14 protein-coding genes, 3 tRNA genes and 1 pseudogene are annotated in these 16,130 nt (G+C 72.9%); 14 read left to right on the forward strand and 4 right to left on the reverse strand.

The window, feature by feature from the left end; genetic code table 11:
• Positions 1-225 precede the first annotated feature (225 nt).
• Both H299_RS0116125 and H299_RS0116130 read left to right on the forward strand, forming a co-directional pair.
• The gene (locus H299_RS0116125) at positions 226-2,355 is read left to right on the forward strand and encodes a hypothetical protein (protein ID WP_027749234.1); all 2,130 of its coding nucleotides are present in this window, start codon (positions 226-228) and stop codon (positions 2,353-2,355) included.
• A gap of 11 nt (positions 2,356-2,366) precedes the next feature.
• Positions 2,367-3,983, forward strand: a complete 1,617-nt coding sequence (locus H299_RS0116130; protein ID WP_486587300.1) for an ABC transporter substrate-binding protein — start codon at positions 2,367-2,369, stop codon at positions 3,981-3,983.
• A gap of 60 nt (positions 3,984-4,043) precedes the next feature.
• Here the strand turns inward: H299_RS0116130 and H299_RS0116135 are convergent, their stop codons facing one another.
• The gene (locus H299_RS0116135) at positions 4,044-4,703 is read right to left on the reverse strand and encodes an NAD(P)H-binding protein (protein WP_027749236.1); all 660 of its coding nucleotides are present in this window, start codon (positions 4,701-4,703) and stop codon (positions 4,044-4,046) included.
• A gap of 30 nt (positions 4,704-4,733) precedes the next feature.
• Positions 4,734-6,038 carry a hydrolase gene (locus H299_RS0116140; RefSeq protein WP_027749237.1) on the reverse strand — a complete coding sequence of 435 codons (1,305 nt, stop codon included), beginning with the start codon at positions 6,036-6,038 and terminating at the stop codon, positions 4,734-4,736.
• A 203-nt stretch (positions 6,039-6,241) separates the two neighbouring features.
• Here H299_RS0116140 and H299_RS0116145 point away from each other — a divergent pair.
• The 8 genes and pseudogenes from H299_RS0116145 to H299_RS0116180 form a co-directional block, all read left to right on the forward strand.
• Positions 6,242-6,314: transfer RNA gene (locus H299_RS0116145), tRNA-Thr, on the forward strand.
• 46 nt (positions 6,315-6,360) lie between these two features.
• Positions 6,361-6,433 (forward strand) — tRNA-Met (locus H299_RS0116150).
• A gap of 92 nt (positions 6,434-6,525) precedes the next feature.
• A complete protein-coding gene (gene rpmG / locus H299_RS0116155; protein WP_003956487.1) occupies positions 6,526-6,690 on the forward strand; it encodes a 50S ribosomal protein L33 in 165 nt (54 codons plus the stop codon).
• A gap of 95 nt (positions 6,691-6,785) precedes the next feature.
• Positions 6,786-7,238, forward strand: a complete 453-nt coding sequence (locus H299_RS0116160) for a MaoC family dehydratase N-terminal domain-containing protein (RefSeq protein WP_027749238.1) — start codon at positions 6,786-6,788, stop codon at positions 7,236-7,238.
• Positions 7,239-7,243: 5 nt separating this feature from the next.
• Positions 7,244-7,678 (forward strand): MaoC family dehydratase, encoded by a 435-nt coding sequence (locus H299_RS0116165; RefSeq protein WP_027749239.1) that lies wholly within the window; start codon positions 7,244-7,246, stop codon positions 7,676-7,678.
• 127 nt (positions 7,679-7,805) lie between these two features.
• Positions 7,806-8,426 carry a TetR/AcrR family transcriptional regulator gene (locus H299_RS34530; RefSeq protein WP_051262537.1) on the forward strand — a complete coding sequence of 207 codons (621 nt, stop codon included), beginning with the start codon at positions 7,806-7,808 and terminating at the stop codon, positions 8,424-8,426.
• Positions 8,427-8,534: 108 nt separating this feature from the next.
• Positions 8,535-9,995 (forward strand): MFS transporter, encoded by a 1,461-nt coding sequence (locus tag H299_RS34535; RefSeq protein WP_037759311.1) that lies wholly within the window; start codon positions 8,535-8,537, stop codon positions 9,993-9,995.
• Positions 9,996-10,023: 28 nt separating this feature from the next.
• Positions 10,024-11,139, forward strand: a pseudogene (locus tag H299_RS0116180) (UDP-N-acetylmuramate dehydrogenase); the annotation flags it as partial.
• A gap of 63 nt (positions 11,140-11,202) precedes the next feature.
• On the opposite strand, the gene H299_RS0116185 reads toward H299_RS0116180, so the two are convergent.
• Both H299_RS0116185 and H299_RS0116190 read right to left on the reverse strand, forming a co-directional pair.
• Entirely contained in the window at positions 11,203-12,228 is a 1,026-nt protein-coding gene (locus H299_RS0116185; RefSeq protein ID WP_027749241.1) for an adenosine deaminase, read from the reverse strand.
• Between the two features lie 219 nt (positions 12,229-12,447).
• The gene (locus tag H299_RS0116190) at positions 12,448-13,686 is read right to left on the reverse strand and encodes a pyridoxal phosphate-dependent aminotransferase (protein WP_027749242.1); all 1,239 of its coding nucleotides are present in this window, start codon (positions 13,684-13,686) and stop codon (positions 12,448-12,450) included.
• Positions 13,687-13,877: 191 nt separating this feature from the next.
• On the opposite strand from H299_RS0116190, the gene H299_RS0116195 reads away from it, so the two are divergent.
• The 4 genes from H299_RS0116195 to rplK all read left to right on the forward strand — a co-directional run bounded on the left by H299_RS0116195 (position 13,878) and on the right by rplK (position 16,077).
• Positions 13,878-13,950, forward strand: a tRNA-Trp gene (locus tag H299_RS0116195).
• A gap of 105 nt (positions 13,951-14,055) precedes the next feature.
• On the forward strand, positions 14,056-14,337 hold the full coding sequence (gene secE / locus H299_RS0116200) for a preprotein translocase subunit SecE (RefSeq protein WP_027749243.1): 282 nt from the start codon (positions 14,056-14,058) through the stop codon (positions 14,335-14,337).
• Positions 14,338-14,428: 91 nt separating this feature from the next.
• Entirely contained in the window at positions 14,429-15,361 is a 933-nt protein-coding gene (nusG, locus tag H299_RS0116205) for a transcription termination/antitermination protein NusG (RefSeq protein ID WP_027749244.1), read from the forward strand.
• Between the two features lie 281 nt (positions 15,362-15,642).
• Positions 15,643-16,077 carry a 50S ribosomal protein L11 gene (gene rplK / locus H299_RS0116210; RefSeq protein WP_027749245.1) on the forward strand — a complete coding sequence of 145 codons (435 nt, stop codon included), beginning with the start codon at positions 15,643-15,645 and terminating at the stop codon, positions 16,075-16,077.
• The last annotated feature ends 53 nt before the right edge of the window (positions 16,078-16,130 follow it).

The following is a 16,130-nucleotide window of genomic DNA, read 5'->3' on the forward strand; positions in this document are numbered from 1 at the left end:
CCTTCCCAGGTTCGAATCCTGGCGCCGCCACAGGATGTGAAACGGCCCCCTCCGCGTGCGCGCGGGCGGGGCCGCTTTCATGTGTCCGTCCGTGCTGGTCCCGTGCGCGTGCGCATACATTCCCTCCCCGGTTCCCCTGCCGTACCGCCCGGCACTCCACTAATCTGACGTGTCATCACGCGTCCGTCAGTTCGGACGGTTCGGACGGACACGCTCGGGGGGCTCGTGCCTGATGACCTCGGTTTCGAGAAGCTGCTCGACGACGAGGGTTTCGCTGCCCGGCTGCTCGGCAGGACCAGGTCCGGGCGCAACCGTAAACTCCTCTTCGGCACCGACCTGCCCGTCGTGCTGCTCGTCGGCGGACCGGGCATGGGCAAGGGACGGCTGCTGCGCTGCGTCCGCGACGGCTTCGGCCCGCACGTGCCCACCGCGCAGATCGACTGTGCCGCCGAGAAGTACCGCAACGACGCCGCCCAGCACGCCGAGACCCGCTCGGAGACCACCGAGGTCCTGCGGGAGATAGCCCTCCAGCTGCGCGCCTGGGAGGGCCACGGCGGCGCCATCGACACCCCGCGGCTCTACGCCGGGCTGGCCGTGGTGGCGGCCAGCGGCGGTCGGGCCAGCACGGCCGCCCTGGTGGACGAGGTGCGCCGCCACGACGACCTGCTGCCCTCGGGCTCCTTCTGGAACGGCGTGCTCAACCGCGCGGTCCGCAGCTACCTCGGCTACCTCGGCGCCCTGGTGACCGGCTCGCTGGCCGTGCCGCTGGTGCACGCCCTGGTCGACGGGCTCATCGAGGGGACCTCGAAGGACGGCAAGGCGGCGCTGACCCGGTGCTACGGCCAGTACGTCGACGCGGGCGGCCAGCCCAAGCAGGGCCTGCGCGCGCTGGCCGCCGACTTCCAGCAGGGCGGCGAGGCCGGCCAGACGGCCGAGAGCTTCCTCTTCCGGGCCCTGCGCGAGGACATCGAGGCCGCTTACAGCTCGCTGCGGGGCCGCGTGTCACGGGTGGGCAGACCCGCCCTGCTGCTGGACCGCGCGGACAACCCGCTGGGCCGCCGGCTGATCACCCCCGTCCTGGAGGACCGCGAAGCCGGGCACCACGACCGGCTGGTCCTCCTCGCGACCGCCCGCCGCGCGGACGGCGGCCCGTTCCTCCACCTCGCCGGTGACAGCGACCCCGCGGCACCCGCCGAGTGGCAGCCCGTGGACGGCGGGCTGCCGTCCTGGACCCGCCCGCCGCCGCGGACCGCCGGCCGGGCACCGCTCTCGCGCGGCGTCCTGCTCGTACGGATGCCGCTGCTCACCCGCGACCAGCAGAACGACCAGACGGCCCGCTTCCAACTGCGCCGCCAGGACGGCAGCGCGTCCCTGCTGCGCATGCAGGGCGGTGTCCGCCGGATGGCCGGCGGACGCCCGCTGTTCGTCACCCGGCTCGCCGAGGCGACGGCCCTCCTGCGGGCCGCGGAGACCCGCACCGACTGGCAGCTGCTGGAGGTGCCCGTACGCACCGGCGACGACGGGCCGGAGCGCCCCGTCGGCGACCTGCTGCTGGACGAGCTGATCGTGCGGCAGCTCCCCGAGGAGCTGCCGCCGGAGCAGCGCGACCACTGGCTGGACCTGCTCAGCCACCTCTCGGTGGCACACGACGCCGACTGCGCCCAGGTCCTCATGCGCGCCCGCCAGGAGGGGCGGGACGAGCGGCTGTCCGCGTACCGCATCGCCGCCCTGCTGGAGGACAGCGGCTGGCCGCACTGCCCCCGGCACTTCATCGGCGACCTCGGCCTGCGCCACCTCCTGACGCGGCGGCTCCACGCCCGGCAGGCCGGCGCCGGGCTCCTGCACGAGGACCACGCGCTGGCCGAGGAGCACTACCGCGCACTGGGCGACGACCACCCCGACCCGCTCTTCGGCACCGCCGCCGCGCACCGCATGCACCACCGGCTCGCCTCCGGCGACGCCGCGACGGTCACCGACTACCTGGTCGGCGGCCTGCCCGTACGGGACACCGCCCAGTGGTGCGCGGAGCTGCTGGCGGTGGCGGACGTCCCCGGACTCCCCACGGGCGGCGGGACCGACGAGCGGCGCGCCCGCGCGCTCGGCGAGGCCCCGGCGGAGGGCGACGCCCTGCGCCGCCGCGTCGAGCGGCTGCTGCACGCCGTGTGGCTCTGCCAGGACCCCGCCATGCCGCCCGACGACGCGGTCGCCCCCGTACTGGGACGGCTGCTGGAGCGGCTCAGCGAGGAGTCGCCGCACGGGGCCGAGGTGCTGACGCACCGGGCCCGCACCTGGACCAGCCTCGCCCAGCACAAGGAACCCCTACTTCGCTGCGCGTGCACGCGGCACATCGGCTAGAGGAGACAGCGTTGCGGAACGGCGTGTTCACGCGCATCAGGGACTGGCTCTACAGCACCTTCCTGTCCAACCGGATACGCAAGGCGCTCTCGGCGCTCCTCGTGCTGGCCGTGGCCGTCGCCGGCTACCTCACCTGGCCCGCGTCGCAGCCGGCGGCCTGCGCCGACGGCGTCGCGAAGAGCGAGGGGGAGTGCATCGGCGTCAACGGCTCCGGCTACGACTTCGGTACCCCGGAGATCACCGCGGTCAGCCGCGCCATCGCCGAGGAGAACGCGCGGGTCGCCGGGAAGCCGCACGTCACCGTCGCGGTGATGCTGCCGCTGGAGCCGGACCATCCCGCCGAGCGCAAGCAGTTGCGCAGCGAACTCCAGGGCGCCTACCTCGCGCAGTACCGGTCCAACCGTACGGAGGAGAAGCCGCTGCTGCGCCTCGTCCTGGCCAACCCCGGGGCCGACTACCGCCAGCAGGCGAAGGTGGTCGACGCACTCGCCACGATGGCGGACTCCCGGCACAACCTGCGCGCCGTCACCGGCTTCAACCTGAGCCTGCGGCACACCGAACGGGCCATCGCCCGGCTGACCAACGAGCTGGGCATCCCGGTGCTCGCCAGCCGGGTCAGCGCCGACGGGCTGGCCAACGCGGAGGGCCGTACCGGCGAGCGCCCCGCCTTCGACGGGCTGGCCCGGATCGCCCCGACCAACCGGCAGCAGGCCGCCGCGCTGGCCGACTTCCACGGCAACCTGAGCGACCAGGAGACCGTGCTGGTCCGGGACATCCGCCCGAACGACATCTACGTCGAGTCGCTCGCCGAGGCGTTCAGCCGGGACGAGAAGGGCCCGGCGGGCCCCAAGGACCAGCCCTTCGAGTCGCCCGGTATCAACGAGGCGGGGGAGACCGCCAACGACTTCACCACCATCAGCCTCAGCATCTGCCAGTCGTCCGCCAACACCGTCTACTTCGCCGGGCGGCCCGTCCACCTGCGGCTGTTCGCGCTGAAGCTGGCGGACACGCCGTGCCACGGCAAGCGGTACACCGTGGTCAGCGGGTCCGGCGCCGCCACGCTCGACCGCTACTTCAAGGACGGCGACTGGGAGCGCCTCCAGGGCGACGGCTCGAAGGAACCCACCGTCACCGTGCAGTACACGGCGCCCGCGCATCCCGACTCCTGGGAGCGCGAGCTGCGCGCCCACGCGAAGCGGGGTGGGGGCGGGGAGCCGCCGGCGTATCTGACGGAGCCGCAGAAGGAGCTGCGGGCGCTGCGCGAGGTGATCGGGAAGCGGCCCGGCGGGGACATCGGCCCGGTGGAGCTCCAGGACTCCCGGACGATGATGGTCCACGACGGCGTCCGCACCATCGCCAAGGCCGTCTTCCTGGCCAACTCGCAGACGGCGGGCACGGTGCCGCCGCTGGACCGGGTCTCGGCGCAGTGGGCGCGGCTGGAGTCGGCGTACCGGGTGGCCGGGGCGAGCGGCTGGATCTGCCTCACCAACGGCGGCAATCCGTACGACAAGCCGGTGGCGGTGGTCGAACTGGACCCGGGGACGCGGAAGGTGGAGTTCGCGGGGCTGGGCTGGCCGGAGGGGAAGCCGCAGCCGCCCGACTGCGTGGTGCCCAGCGGCACGGACTGACCGGGCGCCGCTGAGCAGGCGTCGGCCCCCGGCGGCCGGCGTCGGCCCGCGGTGGCCGGGTCAGCCCCCGGCGGCGGCCACCGCCTCCGTCACCGGCGTGGCGCCGCCGACCAGCTCCAGCGTGCGGCCCGCGGTGCCCGGCGCGTCCAGCAGCGCCAGCAGGACGGCCGCCACGTCGTCCCGGCTGACCTCGCCGTGGCCGGTGTGCTCCGCCAGCCGCACCAGCCCGGTGCCGGGGTCGTTGGTCAGCACCCCCGGGCGCAGGACGGTCCACTCCAGCGCGGTACGCGCCCGTACGGCGGCGTCGGCGGCGCCCTTCGCGCGCAGGTAGGCGGCGAAGACCGGGTTCGTACCGGCGGGCGGCTCCTCGTCCGCGCCCATGGCGGAGACCATCAGGAAGCGGCGCACGCCCGCGCGTTCGGCCGCGTCCGCGAGGAGGACGGCGGCGTCCCGGTCCACCGTCTCCTTGCGCGCGACGCCGCTGCCCGGCCCCGCCCCGGCCGCGAACACCGCGGCGTCCGCGCCCGCCAGCAGGCCGGCGACCTCCTCGGGCGAGGCGGACTCCAGGTCGCAGACGAGCGGCTCCGCGCCCGCCGCGCGAAGGTCCCCGGCCTGCTGCGGATCGCGGATCAGGCCCGCGACGGCGGCGCCGCGTCCGGCGAGGAGGCGTTCGAGGCGGAGGGCGATCTGGCCGTGTCCACCGGCGATGACTGTGCGCATGCCCCGACCGTACGCCCCCGGGGCCGGCGGTCAACCCTGCGACTGGCGGGGCAGGTCGAGTTCGGCCGCGGCGGCGGAGTCGCAGTACTCGCGGACCGCGCTCGTCCGGGCCACGATCCGGCCCCGGTGGACCACGATCCTGCTGTACGCCAGCGACAGCGCGCCCGCGATGCTCGTGCCCCGTACGGCCAGCAGTTCGGCCGGGAAGCCCGCCTCCACCCGCACCTCCGGCAGCCCCATGGCGGCGCGGGCACGGACGCTGACCAGGTCGTAGGCGGCGACGGCGTGCGCCTCGCCGTAGGAGGCGAGCAGGTAGGCCGCGCTCAGCGGGTCGCCCCGGCCCACCTGGTTGGACGCGTCCCGCAGGGCGCCGCTGCCCGCCGCGACCCGGACCCCGGCGGCGCGCAGCAGCCGTACGGGCGCGACGCGGGAGGGGAACCGGCGCTCCAGGGTGCCGCAGCTGCCCTGGGGGAGGGCGACGACGCCGATCCCGGCGGCGGCCAGCTGGTCGGCCGCGCGCATGGTGGTCTCGTGCGGCAGCCGGGCCAGGCCGCCGCAGGGGCCGAGCGTGACGCCGGGACGCAGGCCGCCCGCCGCCGCGGCCAGCCGGGCGAGGCGGGCGGGGTCGTCGGCGTCGGTGTGCAGGTCGACGGCGCAGCCGTGCTCGGCCGCCACCTCCAGGACCGCCTCGACGTAGCCGCCCGGGTCGGGGTCGAGGTCAGGGCAGCCGCCGACGACGGTCGCGCCCATCTTCACCGCGTCCCGCAGCATGGCCAGGTCCTCCGCCCCGGCCAGCCCGGTCAGCACTCGGGGCACGGCGACGGTGGTCAGGTCGGCGAGCCCGCGCAGCGCCCGGCGGGCCTGGAGCACGGCCTCCAGGGAGCGCAGCCCGGCGACGTCGCCGATGCGTACGTGGGAGCGGAGCGCCGTGGCGCCGTGGCCGAGCTGGAGGAGGGCGGCCTCGGTGGTGCGGCGCTGGGTCTCGTGCGGGTCGCTGGAGGGCGGGCCGTCGGCGCCGGGTGCTCCGGCGCTGAGTGCGGTGAGCGCGGTGTCGTAGTGCGCGTGCGGTTCGGCCGGTGCGGGGAGCAGCAGGTAGCCGGACAGGTCGACGCGGGCGTCCTCGGAGGGCAGCCGGGCGGCGGCGGGTGCGGGGGCGAGGCCGCCGCAGGCGAGGCTGCCCGCGGTGCCGACGGCTTCGATGCGCCCGTCCACCAGGCGCACGTCCACGGTGCGGCCGTCGGCGAGGCGGGCGCCGCACAGCAGGAGGGCGGCGGTCTCGGTGGCGGCGGTGCCGTGGTCCGGGTGTCTCGGCTCCTGCGGCTGGCTGTCGGACATCGGGCTCCCCACGGTCGGCGGATGATCGAGATCACGCAGAGTGAGTCGAGGGTAAGGGCCCGGGCGGACGGCGTCCGGGAGGAGCGGAATAGTCGTACCGGCGTGGTGTGCGCGGTGGCGGCGCCGGGTACCAATGCCCGGACACGGGCGGGCCGATACGGATTTCACCTTCGGCCGCCGAACGTGTAATGTCTTCATCGCTCGCCCCAATAGCTCAGTCGGCAGAGCGTCTCCATGGTAAGGAGAAGGTCAACGGTTCGATTCCGTTTTGGGGCTCTGGTGCGTGAGGTCCTCCACCGCTCGGTGGAGGTCTTCGCATCGTGGCGGTGTAGCTCAGTCGGTAGAGCAAGCGGCTCATAATCGCTGTGTCACCGGTTCAAGTCCGGTCACCGCTACTTCACTTAAAGTAGCCGATTGTGGGGTCGGTCCTCCGATCGGCTACTCTTCCTGCGTTGAACCTCGTCCTATTCCGTCAAGGAGCACTCACGTGGCTGCCACCGACGTCCGCCCGAAGATCACGCTGGCATGCGTGGAGTGCAAGGAGCGGAACTACATCACCAAGAAGAACCGGCGTAACAACCCGGACCGTCTTGAGATGAAGAAGCACTGCCCGCGCTGCAACTCGCACACTGCGCACCGCGAGACGCGATAACTCGGTTCGTCAGCGAGGCCGTCCCCGATTTTCGGGGGGCGGCCTCGTTTCTTTGCACGGGCACGCGTAGCCAATGATCAGGAGGGAGCTGAGCGATGGCGCTCGATCAGTCGTTCGTCGGGCGGACGTATCCGCCCACCCGGCCGTACGAGGTGGGGCGGGAGAAGATCCGCGAGTTCGCCGAGGCGATCGGTGACGGCAATCCGGCCTACACGGACCCGGACGCCGCCGGTGCGCTGGGCCACCCGGACGTGATCGCGCCGCCGACGTTCGTGTTCGCGATCACGTACAAGGCGGCCGGCGTGGTCATAGAGGACCCGCAGCTCGGCCTGGACTTCACCCGGGTGGTGCACGGCGACCAGAAGTTCGTCTACACGCGCCCGGTGCATGCGGGTGACACGCTCTCGGTCACCTCCACCATCGAGTCGATCAAGTCCCTCGCGGGCCACGACGTCCTGGACGTACGGGGCGATGTGTACGACGGAGCGGGCGAACTGGTGGTGACCGCGTACACCAAGCTGGTCGCGCGCGGCGCCGAGGAGGGCTGACGAGGATGACCGCGAAGATCGCGTACGCCGACGTCGAGGTCGGCACCGAACTGCCCGCGCAGAGTTTCCCGGTCGATCGCGCCATGCTGGTGCGGTACGCGGGCGCGTCGGGGGACTTCAACCCCATCCACTGGAGCGAGCGGTACGCGGTGGAGGTCGGGCTGGAGGACGTCATCGCGCACGGCATGTTCACCATGGCCGAGGCTGTCCGGGTCGTCACCGACTGGACGGGCGACCCGGCGGCCGTACGGGAGTACGGCGTGCGCTTCATCCGCCAGGTGGTCGTGCCCGACGACGGCGTGGGGGCGACCATCGAGGTGTCGGCGCAGGTCGCCGCGAAGCTGGACGACGAGGCGCGCACGGTGCGGGTCGACCTGGTCGCCAAGAGCGGCGGGCAGAAGGTGCTGGGCATGTCCCGCGCCGTGGTCGCCCTGGCCTGAGCGCGGCGGACGGGGGTCGTACGCGCCGGGCGCGTGCGGCCCCTCTCGTATGCGCGGCTGCTGGCGTGCGTACGGTCCTGTGCACGGCCGCTTGACGCAGGTAGTGATTGGACACTAACTTACTCCCATGGCAAGGATGAGTGCGGAAGAGCGGCGCGAGAGCGTCATCCGGGCGGCGCTGGCCGAGTTCGCGCGCGGCGGCTACGACGGCACGTCGACGGAGGCCATCGCGCGCCGGGTGGGCGTCTCCCAGCCGTATCTCTTCCGGCTGTTCCCCGGCAAGCAGGCGATCTTCCTCGCCGCCGTGAAGCGGGCGATGGAGAAGGTCCGCGAGGTGCTGGACGAGGCGGGGCGCGAGGTGCCCCCGGGTGAGGACCCGGTGCAGGCGATGGGCACTGCGTACCAGCGGCTGATCTCCGCCGACCCCGACGTGCTGCTGATCCAGGGTCAGGCGTACGTCGCGGTGGCCGCCGCCGGGCGCTCCGGCGACCACGAGACCGGCCGTCAGATCCGTGCCGCGTGGCTGGAGATCTGGGACGCGGTCTATCTGCGGCTGGGGGCGGACCCGAACGAGACCACGCAGTTCCTGGGGTACGGCATGCTCATCAACACGCTGATGCTGATGGGGTTTCCGGCCGAGCATCGGGTCTGGTCGGGGTTCTACGAGTCCGCACAGCCCCAGACCCAGCCCCAACCCGGGGACGCGGCCGGCGCGGCCGGCGCGGAGCCGGACGCCCGCGCCGGATGACGGGGTGCCGGGCCGCTCCGGCGCTTTTGTCGGCCGCAAAAGTTAGTGACTGATAACTCATTTACGACCCAGCCCGCCACCCCGGCGGGGGACGGAGGACCGATCCCGATGAACCAGCCAGTACCCTCGCGCGGCAGCGCCCTGTGGGCACTGATCGTCACCGGCCTCGCCAGCTTCATGGCCGCCCTCGACAACCTCGTCGTCACCACGGCGCTGCCCGCCATCCGCGAGGACCTCGGCGGCGGCATCGAGGACCTCGAATGGACCGTCAACGCCTACACCCTCAGCTTCGCGGTGCTCCTCATGCTCGGTGCCGCCCTCGGCGACCGTTTCGGCCGCCGCCGGATGTTCATCCTCGGCACCGCCCTCTTCACCGCCTCCTCCGCGGCAGCCGCGCTCGCCCCCGGCCTGGGCGGCCTCATCGCCTCTCGCGCCGCGCAGGGCGCCGGAGCGGCCCTGCTGATGCCGCTGAGCCTGACCCTGCTCTCCGCCGCCACCCCGGCCGCCCGGCGAGGCGCCGTCTTCGGCGCCTGGGGCGCGGTCCAGGGACTGGCCGTGGCGATGGGCCCGCTGATCGGCGGCGCCGTCACCGAACACATCTCCTGGCAGTGGATCTTCTGGCTGAACGTCCCGATCGGCCTCGCCCTGATCCCGCTCGCCCGTGCCCGCCTGCTGGAGAGCCGCGGGCCCGGCACCCGGCTCGACGTCCTCGGCACCGTGCTGGCCAGCCTCGCTCTCTTCGGCATCGTCCTCTCCCTGGTACGCGGCAACGCACAGGGCTGGACCAGCCCGCAGATCCTGCTCGGCTTCGCCGCCGGCGCGGCGCTCCTGCTGGCCTTCGTGCGCTACGAGGGGCGCGTCGCGCAGCCCATGCTGCCGCTCCGCCTCTTCCGCTCCCGCGCCTTCAGCGCCGTCAACGCGGCCAGCCTGCTGATGTCGCTGGGCATGTTCGGCTCCATCTTCCTGCTCGCCCAGTTCCTCCAACTCGTCCAGGGCTACTCCCCGCTGGAGGCCGGGCTGCGGATGCTGCCGTGGACCGCGGTGCCGATGGTGGTGGCGCCCCTCGCCGGAATCCTCTCGGACCGCTTCGGCGGACGCGTCATCGTCGCCACCGGGCTGGCCCTGATGACCGCCGGCCTCGGCTGGTTCGCGCTGATCGCCGAGCCGGACCTCTCGTACGCCGCCCAAGTCCCCGCCTTCGTCGTCAGCGGCACCGGCATGGCGATGTTCTTCGCCCCGGTCGCCTCGCTCGTGATGGGCTCGGTGCGCGACTCGGAACAGGGCATCGCCTCCGGTGCCAACAACGCGCTCCGGGAGGTCGGCGGCACCCTCGGCGTCGCCGTGCTCGCCTCGGTCTTCTCCTCCCGCGGCGGCTACGGGCCGCCGGAGACCTTCGTCGACGGACTGGTCCCCGCCCTGTGGGTGGGCACCGCCGCGCTGGCCCTGTCCGCCGTCGCCGCGCTGCTCGTGCCGCGCCCGGCCCGCCGGAAGCAGGGCGGCGACGGCGCGGGGCGGACCCCGGACCCGGCACCCGCGGCGGCAGCGGCAGCCGTGCCCGCCGGCCGCTGACGGGCGGGCCCGGCCACGCCCGCCCCGCCGTCCGGCCCCGGCAGCGCCCGCCACAGCGCGCCGGGGCCGCGGCCGTACTCTTGAGCACGTGCAGGAACTCCACGAAGCCCCCCTCGCCCCCCTGACGACCTTCCGGCTCGGCGGCCCCGCCACCCGGCTGCGCACGGCCACCACGGACGACGAAGTCGTCGCCGCCGTACGGGAGGCGGACGACACGGGTACGCCGCTGCTGCTCATCGGCGGCGGCAGCAACCTCCTCATCGCGGACAAGGGCTTCCGCGGTACGGCCCTGCGCATCGCGACCACCGGCTTCCACCTGCGCGGCACCAGCCTGGAGCTGGCCGCGGGCGAGAACTGGTCCGCGGCCGTCGCCCGTACCGTCGAGGCCGGGCTCGCGGGCATCGAGTGCCTGGCGGGCATCCCCGGCTCCGCGGGCGCGACGCCCATCCAGAACGTCGGCGCGTACGGCCAGGAGGTCGCCGCCACCCTCACCGAGGTCGTCGCCTACGACCGCCGCGCCCGCGAGACGGTCACCATCGCGCGCGCGGACTGCGGGTTCTCCTACCGCCACAGCCGCTTCAAGGCGTACCCGAACCGCCATGTCGTGCTGCGCGTCCGCTTCGCGCTGGAGGACGCGGGCGGGCTGTCGGCCCCGCTCAAGTACGCGGAGACCGCCCGCGTGCTGGGCGTCCAGCCCGGCGAGCGGGTCCCGGCGGCGGACGCCTACGAGACGGTGCTCAAGCTCCGCGCGGGCAAGGGCATGGTGCTCGACCCGGAGGACCATGACACCTGGTCGGCGGGCTCCTTCTTCACCAACCCGGTGCTCACCGAGTCCGAGCACGCCGCGTTCCTGGCCCGCGTCGCCGAGCGGCTCGGGCCCGGCACGGCGGCCCCCGCCTTCCCGGCGGGGGAGGGGCGGATCAAGACCTCGGCCGCCTGGCTGATCGACAAGGCGGGCTTCGGCAAGGGCTACGGGAAGGGGCCCGCCCGGATCTCCTCCAAGCACACCCTCGCGCTCACCAACCGCGGCCACGCCACGACGGAGGACCTCCTCGGGCTGGCGCGCGAGGTGCGTGAGGGCGTGCGCGTGGCGTTCGGGGTGACGCTGGTCAACGAGCCGGTGACGGTGGGCTGCGCGGTGTGAGACCGCGGGCGCGCGCCGGGCGTGCGCGTGCGCGTACCGTGCCGCCTCGCGCGCCGCGCCCGCTCAGGGCGCCGTCACCAGCCAGTCGTCGATCGCCGCCAGCAGCGCGGCGCGCTCGGCCGCCGGAGCCGCCGAGCCGCGCACCGACTGGCGGGCCAGCTCGGCCAGTTCCGTGTCGGTGAAGCCGTGGGCGTCCCGGGCTATCTCGTACTGCGCCGCCAGCCGCGAGCCGAACAGCAGGGGGTCGTCGGCGCCGAGCGCCATCGGCACCCCCGCATCCCACAGCGTCCGCAGCGGCACGTCCTCCGGCTTCTCGTACACGCCCAGCGCGACGTTGGAGGCCGGGCACACCTCGCAGGTCACCCCGCGTTCCGCGAGCCGGGACAGCAGCCGGGCGTCCTCCGCAGAGCGCACCCCGTGGCCCACCCGGGCCGCGTGCAGGTCGTCCAGGCAGTCGCGGACGCTCGCGGGCCCGGACAGCTCGCCGCCGTGCGGCGCCGCCAGCAGACCGCCCTCGCGGGCGATGGCGAAGGCGCGGTCGAAGTCACGGGCGAAGCCGCGCCGCTCGTCGTTGGAGAGCCCGAAACCGACGACACCGCGGTCCCGGTAGCGCACCGCCAGCCGCGCCAGCGTACGGGCGTCGAGCGGGTGCTTCATGCGGTTCGCCGCGACCAGCACCCGCATGTCGAGGCCGGTGTCGCGGCGGGCGGCGTCCACCGCGTCCAGGATGATCTCCAGCGCCGGGATCAGCCCGCCCAGCCGGGGCGCGTACGAGGTGGGGTCGACCTGGATCTCCAGCCACCGCGAGCCGTCCCGGACGTCCTCCTCGGCGGCCTCCCGCACCAGCCGCTGGATGTCCTCCGGCGCGCGCAGGCAGGAGCGCGCCATGTCGTACAGCCGCTGGAAGCGGAACCAGCCGCGCTCGTCCGTCGCGCGCAGCTTGGGGGGCTCGCCGCCCTTGAGCGCGTCCGGCAGGTGCACGCCGTACTTGTCGGCCAGTTCCAGCAGGGTGCCGGGCCGCATCGAGCCGGTGAAATGCAGATGCAGGTGGGCCTTCGGCAGCAGCCGGATGTCACGAACCGTCCCCATCGACCCTCCGTAGTCCGCTGAGCGGGGCGCCGTGGGAGAAGGCGGCCCGCCGCGATCGGGCCCGGCACGCTGGCCGGGCCGGTCCCGTCGATCCTGCTGCACACCGCGGGCCGCGGGTGCGCCGGTTCACCGAACGGGTGCCGGGCCGCCCGTACGTACGGACGGCCCGGGGGCGGAACCGCGCCGGTCCGCGCTCAGGTCCCGCGCTCAGCCGTGCCCTCAGTCGCGCGCCTCGGCGAGCAGCTTCTGAATCCTGCCGACACCCGTCGCCAGGTCGTCGTCGCCCAGCGCGTAGGACAGCCGCAGGTAGCCCGGGGTGCCGAACGCCTCGCCCGGCACGACGGCGACCTCCGCCTCCTCCAGGATCAGCTCCGCCAGCTCCACCGAGGTGGCGGGCCGGCGGCCGCGGATCTCCTTGCCGAGCAGCGCCTTGACCGACGGGTAGGCGTAGAACGCGCCCTCCGGCTCCGGGCACAGGACGCCGTCGATCTCGTTCAGCAGGCGCACCATCGTGCGGCGGCGGCGGTCGAACGCCTCGCGCATCCGGGACACGGCCTCCAGGTTGCCGGAGACGGCGGCGAGGGCGGCGGCCTGCGCGACGTTGCTCACGTTCGACGTAGCGTGCGACTGGAGGTTGGCGGCGGCCTTGACCACGTCTTCCGGGCCGACGACCCAGCCGACCCGCCAGCCGGTCATGGCGTACGTCTTGGCCACGCCGTTCACCACGACGCACTTGTCGCGCAGCTCCGGCACCACCACCGGGAGGGAGTGGAACTCCGCCTCCCCGTAGACCAGATGCTCGTAGATCTCGTCCGTCAGCACCCACAGGCCGTGCTCGGCGGCCCAGCGGCCGACCTCCTCGACCTGCTCGCGGGTGTACACCGCGCCCGTCGGGTTGGACGGGGAGACGAACAGGAGCACCTTCGTGCGCTCGGTGCGGGCGGCCTCCAACTGCTCGACGCTCACCCGGTAGCCGGTGGTCTCGTCCGCGACGACGTCGACCGGGACGCCGCCCGCGAGCCGGATCGACTCGGGGTAGGTGGTCCAGTAGGGAGCGGGGACGATCACCTCGTCGCCCGGGTCGAGCAGCGTGGCGAAGGCCTCGTAGATCGCCTGCTTGCCGCCGTTGGTGACCAGGACGTTGGCGGCCTCGACCTGGTAGCCGGAGTCGCGCAGCGTCTTCTCCGCGATCGCGGAGCGCAGATCGGGCAGGCCGCCCGCCGGGGTGTAGCGGTGGAACTTCGGGTTGTGGCAGGCCGCTACGGCCGCCTCGACGATGTAGTCGGGCGTCGGGAAGTCCGGCTCGCCCGCGCCGAAGCCGATCACCGGGCGCCCGGCGGCCTTGAGGGCCTTCGCCTTGGCGTCGACGGCCAGCGTGGCGGACTCGGAGATCGCCCCGATGCGGGCCGATACGCGTCGTTCGGTAGGAGACTGTGCAGGTGGCGTGGCAGCGGTCATACAGGCATGTTCCCAGACGGCCGGACCGGCCGGCACCGGGGATTCGCGGACGGCGCCCGGCGCCGGGCGCCGCTACCTGTTCGACGGAGGGGCGCGGAGCACGTACACTCCTACGTCGTTGGCCCTGATCGACTGTTCTGTGCTGCGCACTCCATGCAGCCGCACGGATGCGGTAGGTTGGGGAGATACAAAGGGTCGTAGCTCAATTGGTAGAGCACTGGTCTCCAAAACCAGCGGTTGGGGGTTCAAGTCCCTCCGGCCCTGCTACACATTTGCCGTTATGATGTGTGCTTGCGTACGTACTGAAATGCACCGCCGTGCGGCCGGGCCGGACGCCGCATGGCCACGACCCGGATCAGGTGAGGACGAGTGACGGAGATCACGGACTCCATCGAGGTCCCCGAGCCCGGACGGTCGTCGGACGACAACAAGCCCCGGCGCGGAGGCAAGCGCGGCAAGAAGGGCCCTCTCGGGCGCCTTGCGCTCTTCTACCGACAGATCGTCGCGGAGCTTCGTAAGGTCGTATGGCCGTCGCGGAACCAGCTCTCGACATACACGACTGTTGTGATCATTTTCGTCGTCATCATGATCGGGATTGTGACCGTGATTGACTATGGATTCTCCGAAGTCATGAAGTTCGTCTTCGGCTGAGTCCTGCCGCGGAGGCTGGCGAGCTACAGCATGTGCCCCGCAGTGCAGCCACCGCATGTTCGACCCGAGAAGCCAGGAAGAAGCAGCCACCGTGTCTGACCCGAACCTGAACGACACCGTCCAGTCCGCAGAGGGCGACGACACCGCGCGCGGCATCGTTGAAGCGGCGGACGACAGTGTCGACCAGGCGCAGGCCGCCGCCCCGACCGACACCGAGCGGAGCGCGCAGCCGGGCGACGACGGCGACACGGAGGCGGTCGGCACCGAGGCGGGCGAGCCGGAAGAGGCGCACGAAGCCGCCGAGGACGGCGACGAGGCCGAGGCCGAGGGTGACGACGAGGCAGCCGAAGCCGCCGATGAGTCCGACGAAGCCGCCGAGGGCGGCGCCGAGGAGCCGGTCGACCCGGTCGTCGCGCTCCGCGAGGAGCTGCGTTTCCTGCCGGGCGAGTGGTATGTGATCCACACCTACGCGGGCTACGAGAACCGCGTGAAGACCAATCTCGAGCAGCGCGCCGTCTCGCTGAACGTCGAGGACTTCATCTTCCAGGCCGAGGTGCCGCAGGAGGAGGTCGTCCAGATCAAGAACGGCGACCGCCGTACCGTCCGGCAGAACAAGCTCCCGGGCTACGTCCTGGTGCGCATGGACCTGACGAACGAGTCCTGGGGCGTCGTCCGCAACACCCCGGGTGTCACCGGCTTCGTGGGCAACGCCTACGACCCCTACCCGCTCACGCTGGACGAGATCGTGAAGATGCTCGCCCCGGAGGCCGAGGAGAAGGCCGCGAAGGCCGCGGCCACCGACGCCGAGGGCAAGCCGGTGGGCGGCCCCGGCCGCCGGGTCGAGGTGCAGGTCCTCGACTTCGAGGTGGGCGACTCGGTGACGGTCACGGACGGTCCGTTCGCGACCCTCCAGGCGACGATCAACGAGATCAACGCCGACTCGAAGAAGGTCAAGGGCCTGGTCGAGATCTTCGGCCGGGAGACCCCGGTCGAGCTGAGCTTCGACCAGATCCAGAAGAACTAGAAGCGCCGGCTGCGCAGAGCAGCCCCGGCCTGCGGCGCGCTGTGCGCCGCAGGCGCCGAAGCGGGCCCCTCGCGGACGGGAAACCGGTCGCCGGGGGCCTTCTGCGTGCGCCCTCGCGCCCTGCGGGGCCGCCCCGATTTCCGACCGCGCCGCAATACCCGCTATCGTGGTGCGGTATGCCTCCATCTGGCTGACGGTTTCCCCGGGCGTCCATCGGACGCCCGCGTGCCGCCGCGGCCCGACGGCGGCTGAATCACCTCTCACTAGGACCCGGAGAGAGCATGCCTCCCAAGAAGAAGAAGGTCTCGGGGCTGATCAAGCTCCAGATCCAGGCCGGCGCGGCGAACCCGGCTCCGCCGGTCGGCCCGGCGTTGGGCCAGCACGGCGTCAACATCATGGAGTTCTGCAAGGCGTACAACGCGGCGACCGAGTCGCAGCGCGGCTGGGTGATCCCGGTGGAGATCACGGTCTACGAGGACCGCTCCTTCACCTTCATCACCAAGACGCCGCCGGCCGCCAAGATGATTCTCAAGGCCGCGGGCCTGGAGAAGGGCTCCGGCGAGCCGCACGTCAACAAGGTCGGCAAGCTCACCCGCGACCAGGTGCGCGAGATCGCCACGACCAAGATGCCCGACCTGAACGCGAACGACCTGGACGCCGCCTCGAAGATCATCGCGGGCACCGCGCGTTCCATGGGCGTCACGGTCGAGGGCTGACCTCAGCCTCGTTGGACGCAGTTCAGAAGCAACGTGGGAGGGCCGCGCGCAGG

The sequence above is a fragment of the Streptomyces sp. CNH287 genome, from assembly GCF_000424825.1.